The organism is Sphingobium sp. YBL2, assembly GCF_000943805.1.
GTDB lineage: Bacteria > Pseudomonadota > Alphaproteobacteria > Sphingomonadales > Sphingomonadaceae > Sphingobium > Sphingobium fuliginis.
Genome location: NZ_CP010954.1, coordinates 1,908,295 through 1,923,870, shown reverse-complemented (window position 1 = coordinate 1,923,870; position 15,576 = coordinate 1,908,295). Strand labels below are relative to the sequence as shown.

Genomic DNA, 15,576 nt, shown 5'->3' with positions numbered 1-15,576 from the left:
ACCATGATCGGGCGTATCGTGACCTTTTCGGTCGAGCGGCGCTGGTTCGTGCTGCTCGTCACCCTCATCGCGGCCGCGATCGGCGGCTGGGCGCTCAGCCGCCTGCCCATCGACGCGGTTCCCGACATCACCAACAACCAGGTGCAGGTGAATATCCGCGCGCCCGCGCTGTCGCCCGAACTGGTCGAAAAGCAGGTCGCCTTCCCGATAGAGACCGCGCTGGCGGGGGTGCCGGGGCTGGAATATACAAGATCGCTGAGCCGCAATGGCTTCGCCCAGGTGACGGCGGTCTTCACCGATTCCACCGACATCTATTTCGGCCGCGCCCAGGTTGCCGAACGGCTGCGCAGCGCGGAGGATAGCCTGCCGGACGGCGTCACGGCTGAAATGGGCCCGATCGCCACCGGCCTTGGCGAAGTCTATATGTGGACGGTCCATCTGGCCCATCGCAAGGATGATCGACACTCGCCCGGCGAACCCGGCATCCAGCCCGACGGCAGCTATATCACGCCGGAGGGCGAGCGGCTGGTCGGCCAGTCCGATCAGGCGACCTATCTGCGCACGGTGCAGGACTGGATCGTCGCCCCGCTGCTCAAGAACACGCCAGGCATCGCCGGCATCGATTCCATCGGCGGCCATGTGAAGCAATATCAGGTCGCGCCCGATGTCCAGCGGCTCGCGGCGCTGAACCTGAGCCTCAACGATCTGGCGACCGCATTGGAGGAGAATAACAGCGCCGTCGGCGCGGGCGTCATCGACCGCAACGGCGAAGGGCTGACGGTGCGGTCGGATGCCCGCATCCGCAACGCCGACGATCTCAGCCGAACGGTCATCGCGACGCGGGAAGGCGTTCCCATCCTGCTCCATCAGGTCGCGACGGTGCGGACCGGCCAGGCGCTGCGGATGGGGTCCGCATCCGAGAACGGACGGGAGGTCGTCGTCGGCACCGCGGTCATGCGGATCGGGGAAAACAGCCGGGCCGTTGCCTCCGCCGTCGCCGGGCGACTGGACGAGATCAATGCCTCATTGCCAACCGACGTCATCGTAGAGCCCGTGCTGGATCGCACCGCGCTGGTCAACGCGACGATCGGCACGGTGGCGAAGAACCTGTCCGAAGGCGCGCTGCTCGTCATCGTCGTGCTGTTCGCCCTGCTCGGCAATTTCAGAGCCGCGCTGATCGCCGCGCTGGTCATCCCCATCACCATGCTGCTCACCAGTTTCGGCATGCTGCGCGGCGGTGTCTCGGCCAATCTCATGAGCCTGGGCGCGCTCGACTTCGGGCTCATTGTCGACGGGGCCGTCATCATCGTGGAAAATGCCCTGCGCCGGATCGCCGAGCACCAGCATGACAGTGGCCGGACGCTGAACCCTGAAGAAAGGCTGTCGGCCGTAGCCTTGGCCGCGCGCGAGATGATAGGCCCGTCCGTCTACGGCCAGGCGATCATCATCCTCGTCTATGTCCCGCTCCTCACGCTGAACGGGGTGGAGGGCAAGACCTTCACGCCGATGGCGATGACGGTCATCCTCGCGCTCGGCTTCGCCTTCATCCTCTCGCTGACCTTCGTTCCGGCCATGTTGGCCCTGCTGCTGTCGAAGCCGGTCGAGGAGAAGGAGGGGCGGATCATGTCCTGGCTGAACGCACGCTATCGGCCGGGGCTGGAAGCGGCGATGCGCCGGCCCAGCCGGACGATCGGAATCGGGGTCGCGGCATTTCTGGCGGCCATCGCCGGCTTTTCGATGCTGGGGCAGGAATTCCTGCCCCAGCTCGACGAGGGCGACATACTCGTCCAGGCGGTCCGCGTTCCGGGCACTTCGGTCGACCAGAGCCAGGCCATGCAGTTCGCGGTCGAACGCGCCGTCGCGGGCGAGCCCGAAGTCCGCTTCGTCTTTTCCAAGACGGGAACGGCCGAGCTTGCTTCGGACCCAATGCCGCCCAATGCGACCGACACCTTCGTCATCCTGAAGCCCCGCGCGCAATGGCCCGACCCCCGCCTCGCCAAGGCGGATCTGGTCGAACGGCTGGAGCAGCGGCTCGCGATGCTGCCGGGCAACGCCTATGAGATCACCCAACCGATCCAGATGCGCTTCAACGAGCTGATCGCGGGGGTGCGCGGCGACATCGCCATCAAGGTCTTCGGTGACGATGTCGACCAGATGAGCGGCACGGCGGATCGCATCGCCGCCGTGCTGCGGCGGACCCCGGGCGCCACCGACGTGCGGGTGGAACAGACCGAAGGCCTCCCCATTCTCGACGTGCAACCCAATCGCGATGCGATGGCGCGGCTGGGCATCAGCGCGCGGGTGTTGCAGGACATATTGGCCGCCGCGGTGGGCGGGCGCGACGCGGGCATGATCTTCGAGGGCGACAGGCGCTTTGCCGTCACGATCCGGCTGGGCGAGGAGGCGCGAACCGATCTGGAGACGCTGGGCCAGGTGCCGGTGCCCACTCCGGCGGGTGCCTTCGTGCCGCTGGCAAGCGTCGCCCGAATCGCGCTGGTCGACGGCCCGAACCAGATCAGCCGCGAAAACGGCAAGCGCCGGATCGTCGTGCAGGCCAATGTGCGCGGGCGCGCCGTGTCCGGGGTCGTCGCGGATGTACGGGCGGGGATCGCGCGGGACGTGCGGCTGCCCGCCGGCACCTATCTCCAATGGGGCGGCCAGTTCGAAAATCTGGCATCGGCGCGGGAACGGCTGCTGCTGGTCGTGCCGGCCTGCTTCGCGCTCATTCTCCTGCTGCTCTACGGGGCGCTCGGCAGCGTGCGGGACGCCGTGATCGTCTTCACCGGCATCCCTCTCGCGCTGGTCGGCGGCGTTCTGGCGCTGGCGCTGCGCGGCATGCCTTTCTCGATCTCGGCCGCGGTGGGCTTCATCGCCCTGTCCGGCATCGCCGTGCTCAACGGGCTGGTCATGGTGACGTCGATCCAGGACCTGATGGCGCGCGGCATGGATCGCGGCAAGGCAGCCTGTGAAGGCGCCAAGGTGCGGCTGAGGCCGGTGGTCATGACGGCGCTGGTCGCCTCGCTCGGCTTCGTGCCCATGGCGCTGGCGACCGGCCCCGGCGCGGAGGTGCAAAAGCCGCTCGCCACCGTGGTCATCGGCGGCCTTGTTTCCGCAACCTTGCTGACCCTGTTCCTGTTGCCGACGCTCTATGCCCGCTTCGGCCGGCGGGTCGGGTCGGCTGCGCCGGGACAGGAGGAAATGGCGGCCATCTCCTGAAAGGGGAATGCCCGCTCCCCCGGCTTGCTGCCGGGGGAGCGGGAGAGATTTCATGTCGCAGGTGGAATCCTTGGCACTTGCGGGCTCCGCCGCAGTTCCCAGCGATAAGGAGGATGCCGTGCCGGACCAGATCGTTTCCATTGGCCTGCTGACAGCGAAAGACCTTGAGCTTCTCGGTCAAGGATTCCGGCGGCACTTTCCCATACAGGATGACGACCTCTTCAAGGACCTGCTCGCGAAGCTGGATGAACTGCCGGCGCGGCCCGAGCCCCGCGCCAAAGACAGGCGATGAGCGGGCGACGCAGAAGGCTTGGCATGGGCCTGCTGCTGACGGCGATCCTGTTGAGCATTGTCGTCATCGTCGGCCTGATGATCCATTCAAGCATCGACGCGCCCGATCCGGCGTCGCGACCCCCCACGGGCGCCATGCCGCCGGAGGGCGAACCGATGCGCCCGGCGGATTAGATCACGCATTCATCCCGCCTTGCGCGGCGCCCATCAGGCGGTGCATGGAGCGGCAGCCATGTCCCAGACCAAAACGCCCAACATCCTTATCGATGCCGACGCCTGCCCGGTGAAGGAGGAGACCTACAAGGTCGCCTGGCGCCATGGCGTGCCGGTCATCGTCGTCAGCAACAGTCCCATCAGGGTGCCGGCGCATCCGCTCGTCTCCCGCATCGTTGTGGGCGAGGGCTTCGATGCGGCGGATGATTGGATCGCCGGGCATGTGGACGCCGGCTCGATCATCATCACCGCGGACATCCTGCTGGCCGACCGATGCCTGAAGGCTGGATGCGGTGCAGTGATCGCGCCCACGGGCAAGCCCTTCACCCTTGCCTCCATCGGCAATGCCGTGGCGGTACGGGCGATCAAGGCGGACTTGCGCGCCGGCATCCTGGCGGACGGCGTCGGCGGACCAGCGCCGTTCGCGAAGGCCGACCGGTCCCGCTTCCTGTCCGCCCTGGACGAAGCGGTCGTCCAATTGCGGCGGCGGTAAGACCAAGACCTGGAGCAGGGCCCGAAACCCGACCGCGCCCTAACCTGCGTCATCGATGGGACAGGATCGCCCGGCGCCCGGTCGCGTTTGATGAGGCGCAGGTCGGTGATCGGCTCGCGGGACGCTGGTGCGCATGCCAAGAGAGGAGGAAAGGATGGTCCGTATGCTTTTGATCGCAGGCAGCCTGCTTGCCGGGGCCTGTTCGGGCGAGACCCCGTCCGACCGGAATGCAGTCAACGGATCGGCCATCAACCGCGCGGACGATGCGCCGGGCAATGGCGCCGCAGGACCGCTGCCGACCAGCGGATCTGGCGAGGTGCCGCCCAACGCGCCGGGCGCGGATAATCAGGCGACGGGCTCCAATATCAGCGACCGATAAGGCGGAATTGCCGGAACCGGGCGCTCCGCGCACCGGCGGAAATACGACCTCTTCGGCGCATTGTTCCGGCGTCGTCGAGCCAGTAGAGATGGGCCATGAGTCTGCTTTCGGCGGCCCTTCTCGCGCTCGCGATCGTCCTGCTGCTGTTCGGGATCGCCACCATCGTCGAAAGGCGCGGCGGCCTTGCGCTCGGCCGTTATGACGTGCGCCACGGCGCCTATGCGCTGGCGCTGGGCGTCTATTGCTCAAGCTGGACCTTCTACGGCGCGGTCGGGAGCGCCGTACGCGACGGCTGGCATTACCTCCCCATCTATCTCGCGCCGATCTGCCTGCTGATCGTCGCGCCCCGTTTCCTGCGCAGGCTGGCCGAGGCGGTGGCGGAGGAACAGGCAACCACCGTGTCCGACTTCATCGCCGCGCGTTTCGGTCACGATGTGGTCGTGGCCCGTCTGGTTACGGTCATCGCCTTGCTGGGAACAGTGCCCTATGTCGCGCTGCAATTCCGCTCCATCGGCAGCGCGATCTCCATCGTGACGGGCCGCCCCGTCGCGACGCTGACCATGCTGACCGCCGCCTGGCTGCTGGCGCTTTTCGCCATGCTGTTCGGCGCCCGCCGGTTCGAACTGGCGGGGCGCAGCGAAGGCCTGGTCTATGCGATCGGCATCGAATCCCTCCTCAAGATCGTCGCGCTGACCACGGTGGCCGTCCTCGCCTTCGTCCTGCTGGGACAGGCGGACCCGACGGACCTCAGCCGCGGCGTCGCCATATTGTCCGCCAATTTCCGGCCGGAACGGTTGTCGATCGAGGTCGGCATCATCTTCCTCATCTCCGCCATGACCGTCATCGTCCTGCCCCGGCAATTCTACATGGGCCTGGTTGAGGCGCGGGAAACGGGCGATCTTGTCGGCGCGCGCTGGGGACTGGCCGCCTATCTCGGCGCGATGGCGCTGATGGTGTTGCCCATCGCGCTGGCCGGCGCAAGCCTGCTGCGCGGCGCCCAACCCGATCTCTACATGCTGGCCCTGCCCGGAATGACCGGACAGGGCATCGTGCTTGCCCTGGCCCTGCTGGGCGGGATCGCGGCGGCGGCGTCGATGGTCGTGGTCGATTCGACCGCGCTCGCGACCATGGTCTCGAACGACCTCCTCTTCCCCACCCTGCTCGCGCGCGAGAATGGCGGGGAAGCGGGCGCCGGGGCGCTCGGCCGGCGCATGCTGCTCGTGCGGCGCCTCTCCATCCTCGCCATCATCGCGGCGGCGCTCGCCTGGGCGCTGCTGGTTTCGGCCGAACAGTCGCTCGCCTCGATCGGCCTTGTCGCCTTCGCCGCCATGGCGCAGTTCACGCCGCACCTGATCCTGGCCACCTATGCGCCGGGTCGCGATGCGCTGGCGGCGCGGGCAAGCCTTGCCGTCGGCCTTGTCATCTGGTTCTACACCCTCGCCCTGCCGCCCATATTGCCGCCCGCCTGGCTGGATGCGCTGGAGGGAAGCGCCGCCGATCCCCTGCGCCTCTTCGGCATCGGCGCCGCCTCGCCGCTGGTGCATGGCGTGGCGTGGAGCCTGGGCGCGAACCTTCTGGTCTTCGGCCTGGTCGCCGCGCGCAAGGTGAAGGCGCCCGTCCTGCCCCGCTTGGGCAGCCAGCGCCCGATCACCGACCTGGCCGAACTGGCGCAGCTCACCGCCAGCTTCATTGGTGAAGAGGAGGCTGCCCGCGAATTTCCGGCGGCCATGCGGGGCACGCCCATCGACAGGCGGTCGGCGCAGCGCGCCCGCACGCTCATCGCGCGCGTCGTCGGCGCTTCCTCCGCCCGCGCGCTGGTCGCCTCGGCACTGGCCGGGGGGCAGATGAGCCTTTCCGACGTTACCCGGCTGCTGGGCGAGCGCGGCCAGTCGCTGCGCTTCTCCCGCGAACTGCTCGCCGCGACCTTCGAGCATATCGATGCCGGCATCAGCGTGGTCGACGCCGACATGAACCTGATCGCATGGAACAGCCAATATCTCGACCTGTTCGACTTTCCTCCCGGCTTCCTGCGGGTGGGCGTGCCGATCGCAGAACTGATCCGCCATAATGGGCGGCTGGGCGATTTCGGCGACGAGGACATAGAGTTCCACGTCAGGAAACGCCTGCGGCACATGCGCCGCGGCCTGCCCCACAGTTTCGAGCGGCGGCGAAAAGACGGCCGCGTCATCAAGACCATCGGCGGGCCGATGCCCGGCGGCGGCTATGTCACCAGCTTCATCGACATCACCGAGGATGCACGCATCCGCGACGAGCTGGGCCGCACATTGGGGGAACTGGAAACCCGCGTCGCCGACCGCACACGCGAACTCAACGAGACCAATTTGCGCCTGGCCGAGGCGACGAAGGACAAGACCCGATTCCTCGCCGCCGCCAGCCACGACCTGCTTCAGCCGCTCCACGCCGCGCGGCTGTTCACCGCCGCCCTGCAACGCGAGGTGGAAGGAACGCCGCACATCCTTGCCGAACGCATCGACAGCGCGATCATGGCGGCGGAAGGGCTGCTTCGCGCTCTCCTCGACATCAGCAAGCTCGATGCCGGCGGTGTCGAGCCCAGCCCGGAGCCGATCGACCTTACGCCGTTTCTCACCAGCCTTGCTGAAGGATTCGCGCCGATGGCGAAGGAGAAGGGGCTGCGCCTGCTGACCGGTCCCCTTTCCGGCCATCTCGATACCGACCCGGGACTGCTCCGCTCGGTCCTCCAGAATTTCGTCTCCAACGCCCTGCGCTACACGCAGCAGGGCGGGATATTACTGGGCGTCCGGCGCAGGGGTTCGATGATCCGGATCGACGTCGTCGATAGCGGCGTCGGCATCGCCGCCGACCAGATCGGGACGATCTTCGGAGAATTCACCCGGCTCGGCGCGCTGGACGTCGAGGGACTCGGCCTTGGCCTCGCCCTTGCACGCCGCATCGTCCGGCTGCTCGGCGGGCGGATCGAGGTGCGGTCCGTGCCCGGAAAGGGCAGCCGGTTCAGCCTGCTGATGCCTGCCGCAACCGGGCCAGCCGCGCCGGCACCGGCACCGGGGGCGCAGGCCCCCCTTCCGGCGGCGAGGGGTCTGGCCGTGCTGGTGGTCGATGACGATCCGATGATCGTAGCCGCGACCGAGGCGCTGCTGGCCAGCCTCGGCCATCGGCCGCTGGCCGCCGCCGAAGGCAGGACCGCCCGAAAGCTCGCGTCCGCAGCCGACGCCGCGCTGGTCGACTTCCAGCTTGGGACGCAAGAGGACGGCCTTGCCCTGATCGCGGCGCTGCGGCGGGAGCATCCGGGATTGCCCGCCGCGCTGGTCACGGCGGAGGACGATGCGAGCCTCGCCACCCGCGCCGCCATGCTCGACATCGCCTTCATCGCCAAGCCTGCGGCGCCGGAGGCGATCTCGGCCTTCCTGGCCCGCGTCAGTGGTTGAGATCGAGCCCCAGCGAGCGCGCGACCAGTGCCGCCTGCGTGCGGTTCTGCACATCCAGCTTGCGCATGATCGCGGTCATATGCGCCTTCACCGTCGCTTCGGTCACCATGAGGTCGTGCGCGATCTGCTTGTTCAGCTTGCCGTTCAGCACCTCCAGCAGGACCTTCAACTGGGTCGGCGTCAGGGATGCGATCTCCTTCTGGACCGCATCCTCGGGTCGCGGCGGAGCGGGCGGGAGCCGGTGGCCGCCCAACGCCCGCGCGATCGCCGCCTCGATCGCGGGCAGGTCGCTATCCTTGGAGAGGAAGCCGACGGCGCCCAGCGCCTGGGCTTCCTCCGCCGCCTTGGCCCCGTCCGCGCTTGAAACCACCAGGATCGGCACGTCCGGCTGTTCCGCATGCAACAGCGCTATGCCCGAATAGCCGACCGCGCCCGGCATCTTCAGGTCGAGCAGGATGAGGCGCAGGCCCGTGGCCCCGCTCGCCGCCTGAACGGCGCCGGCGAGCGTCCCCGCTTCGATGATGCTGGCCCGCGGAGCGACCTTCATCACCGCCACCGCCAGCGCCTGACGGAAAAGCGGGTGGTCGTCCGCGATGAGAATCGTTTCTATTGCGCCTCTTCCAACCGTGGTCTGTTCGCCAGCAGATTATCGACCACGGTGGGATCGGCAAGCGTCGACGTGTCGCCCAGGTTGGAAACGTCGTTTTCCGCGATCTTCCGCAATATGCGCCGCATGATCTTGCCCGAACGGGTCTTGGGCAGGCCGGGGGCGAACTGCACCACGTCCGGCGATGCGATGGGGCCTATTTCGCTGCGTACCCAGCGTATCAGCTCGCCGCGCAGGGCGTCGTCCGGCTCGACATCGGCATTGGTGGTGACATAGGCGTAGATGCCCTGCCCCTTGAGGTCGTGCGGCATGCCGACGACGGCGGCCTCGGCAACCTTGGGATGGGCGACGAGCGCGCTCTCGATCTCCGCCGTGCCCATGCGGTGGCCGGAAACGTTGATGACATCGTCGATGCGGCCGGTGATCCAATAATAGCCGTCCTCGTCGCGCCGGCATCCGTCGCCGGTGAAATAGCGCCCCGGAAAGGTCGTGAAATAGGTCTGGAAAAAGCGGTCATGATCGCCCCAGACGGTGCGCATCTGCCCCGGCCAGCTATCCGCGAGGACGAGGCAGCCTTCGCCCGCCCCCTCGATCAGCCGCCCTTCGCCATCGACCAGTTCGGGCTTGACCCCGAACATCGGCAGCGTCGCGGAGCCCGGCTTGAGCGCGACTGCGCCGGGCAGCGGGCTGATCATCGCGCCGCCGGTCTCCGTCTGCCACCAGGTGTCGACGATGGGACAACGCCCTTCGCCCACGACATGATGATACCATTCCCACGCCTCGGGATTGATCGGTTCACCGACGCTGCCCAGCAGCCGCAGGGACTTGCGGCTGGTCTTGCGCACCCATTCGTCGCCCTCGCGCATCAGCGCGCGCAGGGCGGTGGGGGCGCCGTAGAAAATCTCCACGCCGAACTTGTCCACCACCTGCCAGAAGCGGGATGCATCCGGGAAATTGGGCACGCCCTCGAACATCACGGTCGTCGCGCCGTTCATCAGCGGCCCATAGACGACATAGCTGTGGCCCGTGACCCAGCCGATGTCGGCGGCGCACCAGTAGATCTGGCCGGGGCGATAATCGAACACATATTGGTGCGTCATCGCCGCCCAGACGGCATAGCCGCCGGTCGTGTGCAGCACGCCCTTCGGCTTGCCCGTCGAACCGGAGGTATAGAGGATGAAGAGCGGGTCTTCCGCGCCCATCTCCTCCGGCTCGCACTCCGCGGGCTGGGCTTCCACCGCCGTGGCCCAGTCGATGTCGCGCCCCCCGACCATCGCCACATCGGCGCCGGTGCGGCGCAGCACGATGACGGTATCGACATCCGCGCAATGGGCGAGGGCGGCGTCGACATTCGCCTTCAGCGGAACCTTCCTGCCGCCGCGCAGGCCCTCGTCGGCGGTGACGACGATGCGGCTCGCGCAATCCTCGATGCGGCCGGCAAGCGCTTCGGGCGAGAAGCCGGCGAAGACGATCGAGTGGATCGCGCCGATCCGCGCGCAGGCCAGCATCGCGACCGCCGCCTCCGGCACCATGGGAAGATAGAGGGTGACGCGGTCGCCCCGCCTGACGCCCCGCGCCTTCAGCAGATTGGCGAAGCGGCATACCGCCTCATGCAGCGCGCGATAGCTGATGCGCCGTTCGGGCTCTGCCGGATCGTCGGGCTCCCAGAGGATCGCGATGGCGTCGCCACGCTCCGCCAGATGGCGGTCGAGGCAATTGGCGGACAGGTTGAGCGTGCCGTCAGCGAACCAGCTTATGCCGAAATCCTCCGCCGAAAAACTGGTCGCCTTCACCTGGCTGAAAGGACGCATCCAGTCCAGGCGCTGCGCCTCCTCCGCCCAGAAGCCATCCGGATCGGTGATCGAGCGCGCATACATCTGCCGGTATCGCGCGGCGTCGACCAGCGCTTCGTTCGCCCAGTGGTTGGGAACGGGGTAAATGCCCTGGTCCATAGTCTCGCACTCCTCTCCTTGATCGCTACCGATCCGTGGGCGGCATCCTAATTGCCGCAGGCGCACATCGGACCCCCGACGAAGGTCGAACATGTCCGACCATGGTTCGGCTGTCGCGCCACGGCGGCATGCGCGATCCTGACCATAGCCGGAACACAAGCCGGATCCTGGAGAGGTCGATGCCAAAGCCGAACAGGCCATTATTGCGCGTGCTGCTGGGGGCGAGCGCGCTCGCCGCGCCCCAGTTGGCCGGCGCGCAGACCATGAAGGAGGCGGATCTCGCCGCGCGTCTGGAACGGATGGAGAGCGAGATCACCCAGCTCCGGACGGAACTCGCCGCCGCGCGCAGCCAGCAGGACGAAACCCGCGCCGCCGCCGCCGACGCCACCCGCAAGAGCCAGGAGGCTTCGGCGCAGATGAGCCGACTGGCGGACGGCACGCCCAGGCTTGGCTTCCGCTCTGGCAATAGCAATGTCGTCCTGTCCGGCTATGTGAAGCTGCTCGCGAGCAGCGCCCGCTACAGCGGCGGCGACGATCCGAGCAACACGCTGGGGCGCGACCTCTATCTGCCGCAGTCCATTCCCGTCTTCAATCCCGCCTCCCCGACTTCCCCCACCCATGTCACCGATTTCTCGGCCAAGCAGACGCGCTTCTGGGTGGATGCCACGACCAAGCTCGGCAAGCATGCGCTGAAGGCCTATATCGAATTCGACTTCCAGGCCGCGCCCGGCACGCCCCAGGCGCTGGGCCAGGGCACGCAGCGCACGACCAACGCCTATGACCTCGCCATGCGGCGCGCCTTCATCCAGCTCGATCGCTGGACCTTCGGGCAGGATTTCACCAATTTCTCCAACCCCGCGATCTTCCCGGAGAGCACCGACTATGTCGGGGGCGTGGACGGCCTGATCTTCGTGCGCCAGCCGATGGTGCGCTACAGCCTTCCGCTGGGCCACGGCCTCGCCTTCCATCTGGCGGCGGAAAATCCGGAAACGGCTTCCGCCACCGCCGGCGCACCCGCCCTCGTCGAAAATGGCGAGGACCATGCGCCCGACATAACCGGGCGGCTGGAATATGCGGGCGGGTTCGGTTTCCTCGACCTTGCGGTGCTGGGCCGCCAGTTGCGCGTCGACAATGCGAAAACGGGCGCAGCCCATATCGTCGATTCCCGCCTGGGATGGGGCATCAGCGCCGCCGGCAAGATCTTCCTGGACGACAGGCATGGCAGCGACATCCGGTTCCAGGCAAGCTATGGCGAAGGGATCGGCCGCTATCTCGGCCTGAACTTCGGCCCGGACGCGGTCCTCCAGGCCAATGGGGAACTTGCCCGCGTCCGCAACCTCGCATTGTTCGGCGCGGGCCGCTATGCGCTGGACGACCAATGGCGCGTCAACCTGATCGCCAGCTATCAGCGCATCTTCTACGCCGACGATCTCGATCCGGCGACGACTTCGGGCATAGCGATGTTCAATCGCCAGGCGTGGAGCGTCGCCGGCAACCTCTTCTATTCCCCGGTGAAGAACGTCGATCTCGGCATCGAGTACCGGCATGGCGAGCGCCGGCTCGTCAACGATCTCAACGGCCATGTCGACCGGTTCGACGTCGCGGCGAAATATAATTTCTGACAGGAGGGACGGTTATGGCTTCGACATATGACGGACTGCCAAAACATCATGAGGCGACGCGAAGCGAAAAGCTGATCATCACCGCCAGCTCGCTCGGCACCGTGTTCGAATGGTATGATTTCTACCTCTACGGGCTGCTGACCGCGATCATCGCGGCGCAGTTCCTGACGGGCCTCAACCCGACCACCTCCTTCATCATGGCGCTGCTGATCTTCGCGTCGGGGTTCATCGTCCGTCCCTTCGGCGCCCTCGTCTTCGGCCGCATCGGCGACCTGTTCGGGCGGCGCTACACCTTCATCATCACGCTGCTGGTCATGGGCCTGTCCACCTTCCTGGTCGGGTGCCTTCCCACCTACAAGTCGGTCGGCGTCGCCGCGCCGATCATGCTGGTGGTGCTGCGCATGTTCCAAGGGCTGGCGCTGGGCGGCGAATATGGCGGCGCGGCGACCTATGTCGCGGAGCATGCGCCCGACAACCGGCGGGGCTTCTACACGAGCTGGATTCAGATCACCGCGACCGCAGGGCTCGCCATGGCGCTGCTGATCGTGATCACCGTCCGATCGCCCATCACGGGCGTGGGCGAGGAAGCGTTCAAGGAATGGGGCTGGCGCATTCCCTATCTGGTCTCCGGCCTGTTCCTCGTCCTTGGCCTTTGGCTGCGCCTGAAGCTGCATGAATCGCCCGTCTTCCAGAAAATGAAGGCGGAGGGCACAGGCTCCAAATCCCCGATCAAGGAAGCCTTCGGTGAGTGGAAGAACCTCAGGATCGTCTTCATCGCCTTTTTCGGCGCGATCGCGGGCCAGGCGGTGGTCTGGTATTGCGGCCAGCTCTACGCGCTGTTCTTCCTGGAGAAGATGCTGAAGATCGACGGCCTGACCGCCAACACGCTCATCATCATCGCGCTCCTCATGGCAGCGCCCTTCTTCCTGTTCTTCGGCTGGCTGTCCGACCGCATCGGCCGCAAGCCCATCATCCTTTCGGGCTGCGCCCTGGCCGCGCTGACGCTGTTCCCGGTCTTCCACCTGCTCACCGACGCCGCCAATCCGGCGCTGGCCCGGGCACAGGCAGCCGCCCCGGTCACGGTCACGGCCGACCCGGCGGAATGTTCTTCGCAGTTCGATCCGGTCGGCGCGAACAAGTTCGACACGACAAGCTGCGACATCGTCAAGAACGCACTGGCCAAGGCGGGCGTCAACTACACCAACGTCGTCGCCGCGCCCGGCACAGTCGCAACGGTCGCGGTCGGCGGCAGGCGCTTCACGGCGCCCGACCCGTCCCGGCTTTCGGGCGACACGAAGAAGGCGGCCATCGTGGCCTTCACCGCCCAACTGATCGGCGCGCCCGCCAGCCCGGCCAGGGCGGCGGAGGGCGACAAGCCTGCCGTCGCGGCGCGCCCTGCCGTCGAGGGTGAACTCGCCAGGGTCGGCTATCCCGGCAAGGCGAACCGGGCCGAGATCAACAAGCCGCTCGTCGTCGCCCTGCTCTTCTACCTCGTGCTGCTGGTGACGATGGTCTATGGTCCGATCGCCGCCATGCTGGTCGAACTGTTCCCCAGCCGCATCCGCTACTCCTCCATGTCGCTGCCCTATCACATCGGCAATGGCTGGCTGGGCGGGCTGCTTCCGGCAATCGGCTTCGCGATGGTCGCGGCGACCGGGGACATCTATTACGGTCTCTGGTACCCGGTCGTGGTGGCGGCGGCGACCGTCGTCCTGGGAATGATCTTCCTGCCCGAAACCTTCCGGAGCAATATCGACGCCTAAGGCGTTTTCCCAGCAGACGGGATCATCTGCTGGCTTGGAAAACGCGCTAAAGCAAAGGCCTGGAGGTTCCCTGCCGGCGCACCCTGATCCTTCCAGATTGTCGAGGATCAAGGTGCGCCGTCGGTCCGACAGCTACTCTGGCGCCGTTGACAAGGGAGACAGTTTCATGACCGACGCCAAGACCATCCTCAGCCTGCCGACCCGGTCGGGCCTCCAGCTCCATGTCCGGCCTGCGGAGGAAAGCGACGAGACGCTGCTCGCGGCCTTTTTCGACAAGGTCAGCGACGAGGACCGACGCTTCCGCTTCTTTTCCGCCGTGCCCCATGTCGGTCATGAGCAACTCGACCCGCTGATCCATGCCGACCATTTCCGCAGCGAAAGCATCCTGGCGTTCGATGGCGCCACGGGCGAACTCGTCGCCTCCGGCATCCTGGCCTGCGACAATGCGATGGACACGGCCGAAGTCGCCGTATCGGTGCGCGGGGATTATAAGGGCCGGGGCGTCGGCTGGGCGGTGCTCGACCATCTGGCCGGCGAGGCGCAGAAGCGCGGCGTGCGGCGGGTGATCTCGATCGAGAGCCGCGACAATCACGGCACCATAGAATTGGAGCGGGAAAAGGGCTTTGCGGTCGAACCGGTGGAAGGCGATCCGACGCTGGTCATCCTCGCCAGATCATTTCGCTGAACGGGCAAACCAGATGCCGCGGGAGCGGCGTCCCGATGGGGCGCCGCTCCCGCGTCCAAGTCAGAAGCGATAGCCGACGACCAGCGCAGCCTGGTGGCGCTCGGGCTTCACGTCGAAGACGCGCTCATAGCTCGAATAGCGATATTCGAGGCGGGCAAGGAAACCCATCACATTGGTTTCGACGCCAGCGCCCAGACGATAGCCCTGAAGGTTGCCCGAGGCGGTCTGGATCGTGGCGCCGTTCTGATAGGAACCCTTGGCACGGGCGTTGGTGTAGCCGCCCTTGGCATAGAGCATCACATTTTCGGCAACCTGGCCGCCGATGCGAATGCCGGCATAGAGATCGCGGCCGGTGCGCGCGCTGACGCGATCGCCGGCGACGAAGACGTCGGTGCTCGAATCCTTGGTGTCGGAATCGGCATATTCGCCTTCAATGCCGAACACCGCGCCCCGCAGGTTGATGTCATAGCCGATGACGCCGCCATAGAGCAGCCCGGTGTCATGCGCGTCCGCGCCGAGATCGGCATGGTCGGCACCCACGACGGCGCCGACATAGGGGCCGGAGAAGTTGGAGCGCACCGCGTCCTGCGCGAAGGCGGGAGAGGCGAAAGAAGCCGCGACGGCGGCGATGGCGATGATCTTCTTCAAGTCAATATCCTTCGAGAAGCTTCGAAATCCAGAGGGTGCCGCACTTAGAATTCGAATAGTCCCGCGTAAACCGCCGGTCGGTCTTCATTGGTCGCAACAGCTTGTCCTTGTTGCACAATTGCACCAGCGACGTCGCCGATAAGCCCGTATGACGGACGATCCTTCTCATCGGATCGTGAGGCCGGGATTTTTTTATGAGAGGACGGAACCATTATTGCTATTGTTCGTGCAGGCGCATTCCCATGCCGCGCTGACCCTGTTCATGGGTCACCCCGGACGTTT

General features: G+C 66.6%; 12 protein-coding genes. 9 read left to right on the top strand and 3 right to left on the bottom strand.

Features of this window, described 5'->3' with window-relative positions:
• Window positions 1-3: 3 nt before the first annotated feature.
• From TZ53_RS08835 to TZ53_RS08815, 6 genes are all read left to right on the top strand, one after another.
• A complete protein-coding gene (locus TZ53_RS08835) occupies window positions 4-3,216 on the top strand; it encodes an efflux RND transporter permease subunit (RefSeq protein ID WP_044661065.1) in 3,213 nt (1,070 codons plus the stop codon).
• Between the two features lie 52 nt (window positions 3,217-3,268).
• On the top strand, window positions 3,269-3,508 hold the full coding sequence (locus TZ53_RS08830; protein WP_025549459.1) for a hypothetical protein: 240 nt from the start codon (window positions 3,269-3,271) through the stop codon (window positions 3,506-3,508).
• 23 nt (window positions 3,509-3,531) lie between these two features.
• Entirely contained in the window at window positions 3,532-3,681 is a 150-nt protein-coding gene (locus TZ53_RS27125; RefSeq protein WP_165363373.1) for a hypothetical protein, read from the top strand.
• Window positions 3,682-3,739: 58 nt separating this feature from the next.
• Window positions 3,740-4,213: a YaiI/YqxD family protein gene (locus TZ53_RS08825; RefSeq protein ID WP_025549458.1), complete on the top strand. Its 474-nt coding sequence runs from the start codon at window positions 3,740-3,742 to the stop codon at window positions 4,211-4,213.
• Between the two features lie 154 nt (window positions 4,214-4,367).
• Entirely contained in the window at window positions 4,368-4,592 is a 225-nt protein-coding gene (locus TZ53_RS08820) for a hypothetical protein (RefSeq protein WP_229742647.1), read from the top strand.
• Between the two features lie 95 nt (window positions 4,593-4,687).
• A complete protein-coding gene (locus TZ53_RS08815) occupies window positions 4,688-8,017 on the top strand; it encodes a PAS-domain containing protein (RefSeq protein ID WP_044661064.1) in 3,330 nt (1,109 codons plus the stop codon).
• On the opposite strand, the gene TZ53_RS08810 is transcribed toward TZ53_RS08815, so the two are convergent.
• Complete coding sequence (locus TZ53_RS08810) at window positions 8,007-8,564, bottom strand: LuxR C-terminal-related transcriptional regulator (RefSeq protein ID WP_229742670.1); 558 nt, start codon at window positions 8,562-8,564, stop codon at window positions 8,007-8,009. The two genes, TZ53_RS08815 and TZ53_RS08810, sit on opposite strands and share 11 nt — an antisense overlap.
• Window positions 8,565-8,623: 59 nt before the next feature.
• On the bottom strand, window positions 8,624-10,576 hold the full coding sequence (acs, locus tag TZ53_RS08805) for an acetate--CoA ligase (RefSeq protein WP_044661063.1): 1,953 nt from the start codon (window positions 10,574-10,576) through the stop codon (window positions 8,624-8,626).
• A 179-nt stretch (window positions 10,577-10,755) separates the two neighbouring features.
• Here acs and TZ53_RS08800 point away from each other — a divergent pair, with 179 nt between their 5' ends.
• From TZ53_RS08800 to TZ53_RS08790, 3 genes are all read left to right on the top strand, one after another.
• A complete protein-coding gene (locus TZ53_RS08800) occupies window positions 10,756-12,198 on the top strand; it encodes a DcaP family trimeric outer membrane transporter (RefSeq protein WP_025550014.1) in 1,443 nt (480 codons plus the stop codon).
• A 14-nt stretch (window positions 12,199-12,212) separates the two neighbouring features.
• On the top strand, window positions 12,213-13,961 hold the full coding sequence (locus tag TZ53_RS08795; protein ID WP_044661062.1) for an MFS transporter: 1,749 nt from the start codon (window positions 12,213-12,215) through the stop codon (window positions 13,959-13,961).
• Window positions 13,962-14,127: 166 nt separating this feature from the next.
• Window positions 14,128-14,646, top strand: a complete 519-nt coding sequence (locus TZ53_RS08790) for a GNAT family N-acetyltransferase (protein ID WP_044661061.1) — start codon at window positions 14,128-14,130, stop codon at window positions 14,644-14,646.
• Window positions 14,647-14,706: 60 nt separating this feature from the next.
• On the opposite strand, the gene TZ53_RS08785 is transcribed toward TZ53_RS08790, so the two are convergent.
• A complete protein-coding gene (locus TZ53_RS08785) occupies window positions 14,707-15,294 on the bottom strand; it encodes an outer membrane protein (protein WP_025550011.1) in 588 nt (195 codons plus the stop codon).
• Window positions 15,295-15,576 lie beyond the last annotated feature (282 nt).

Bases quoted from the DNA above. Each gene is read 5' to 3' on its own strand.
- TZ53_RS08820 (WP_229742647.1), top strand. From the start codon at position 4,368: ATGGTCCGTATGCTTTTGATCGCAGGCAGCCTGCTTGCCGGGGCCTGT.
- TZ53_RS08810 (WP_229742670.1), bottom strand. From the start codon at position 8,564: ATGAAGGTCGCTCCGCGGGCCAGCATCATCGAAGCGGGGACGCTCGCC.
- TZ53_RS08795 (WP_044661062.1), top strand. From the start codon at position 12,213: ATGGCTTCGACATATGACGGACTGCCAAAACATCATGAGGCGACGCGA.
- TZ53_RS08825 (WP_025549458.1), top strand. From the start codon at position 3,740: ATGTCCCAGACCAAAACGCCCAACATCCTTATCGATGCCGACGCCTGC.
- TZ53_RS08790 (WP_044661061.1), top strand. From the start codon at position 14,128: ATGACCGACGCCAAGACCATCCTCAGCCTGCCGACCCGGTCGGGCCTC.
- acs (WP_044661063.1), bottom strand. From the start codon at position 10,576: ATGGACCAGGGCATTTACCCCGTTCCCAACCACTGGGCGAACGAAGCG.
- TZ53_RS27125 (WP_165363373.1), top strand. From the start codon at position 3,532: ATGGGCCTGCTGCTGACGGCGATCCTGTTGAGCATTGTCGTCATCGTC.
- TZ53_RS08830 (WP_025549459.1), top strand. From the start codon at position 3,269: ATGTCGCAGGTGGAATCCTTGGCACTTGCGGGCTCCGCCGCAGTTCCC.
- TZ53_RS08835 (WP_044661065.1), top strand. From the start codon at position 4: ATGATCGGGCGTATCGTGACCTTTTCGGTCGAGCGGCGCTGGTTCGTG.
- TZ53_RS08800 (WP_025550014.1), top strand. From the start codon at position 10,756: ATGCCAAAGCCGAACAGGCCATTATTGCGCGTGCTGCTGGGGGCGAGC.
- TZ53_RS08815 (WP_044661064.1), top strand. From the start codon at position 4,688: ATGAGTCTGCTTTCGGCGGCCCTTCTCGCGCTCGCGATCGTCCTGCTG.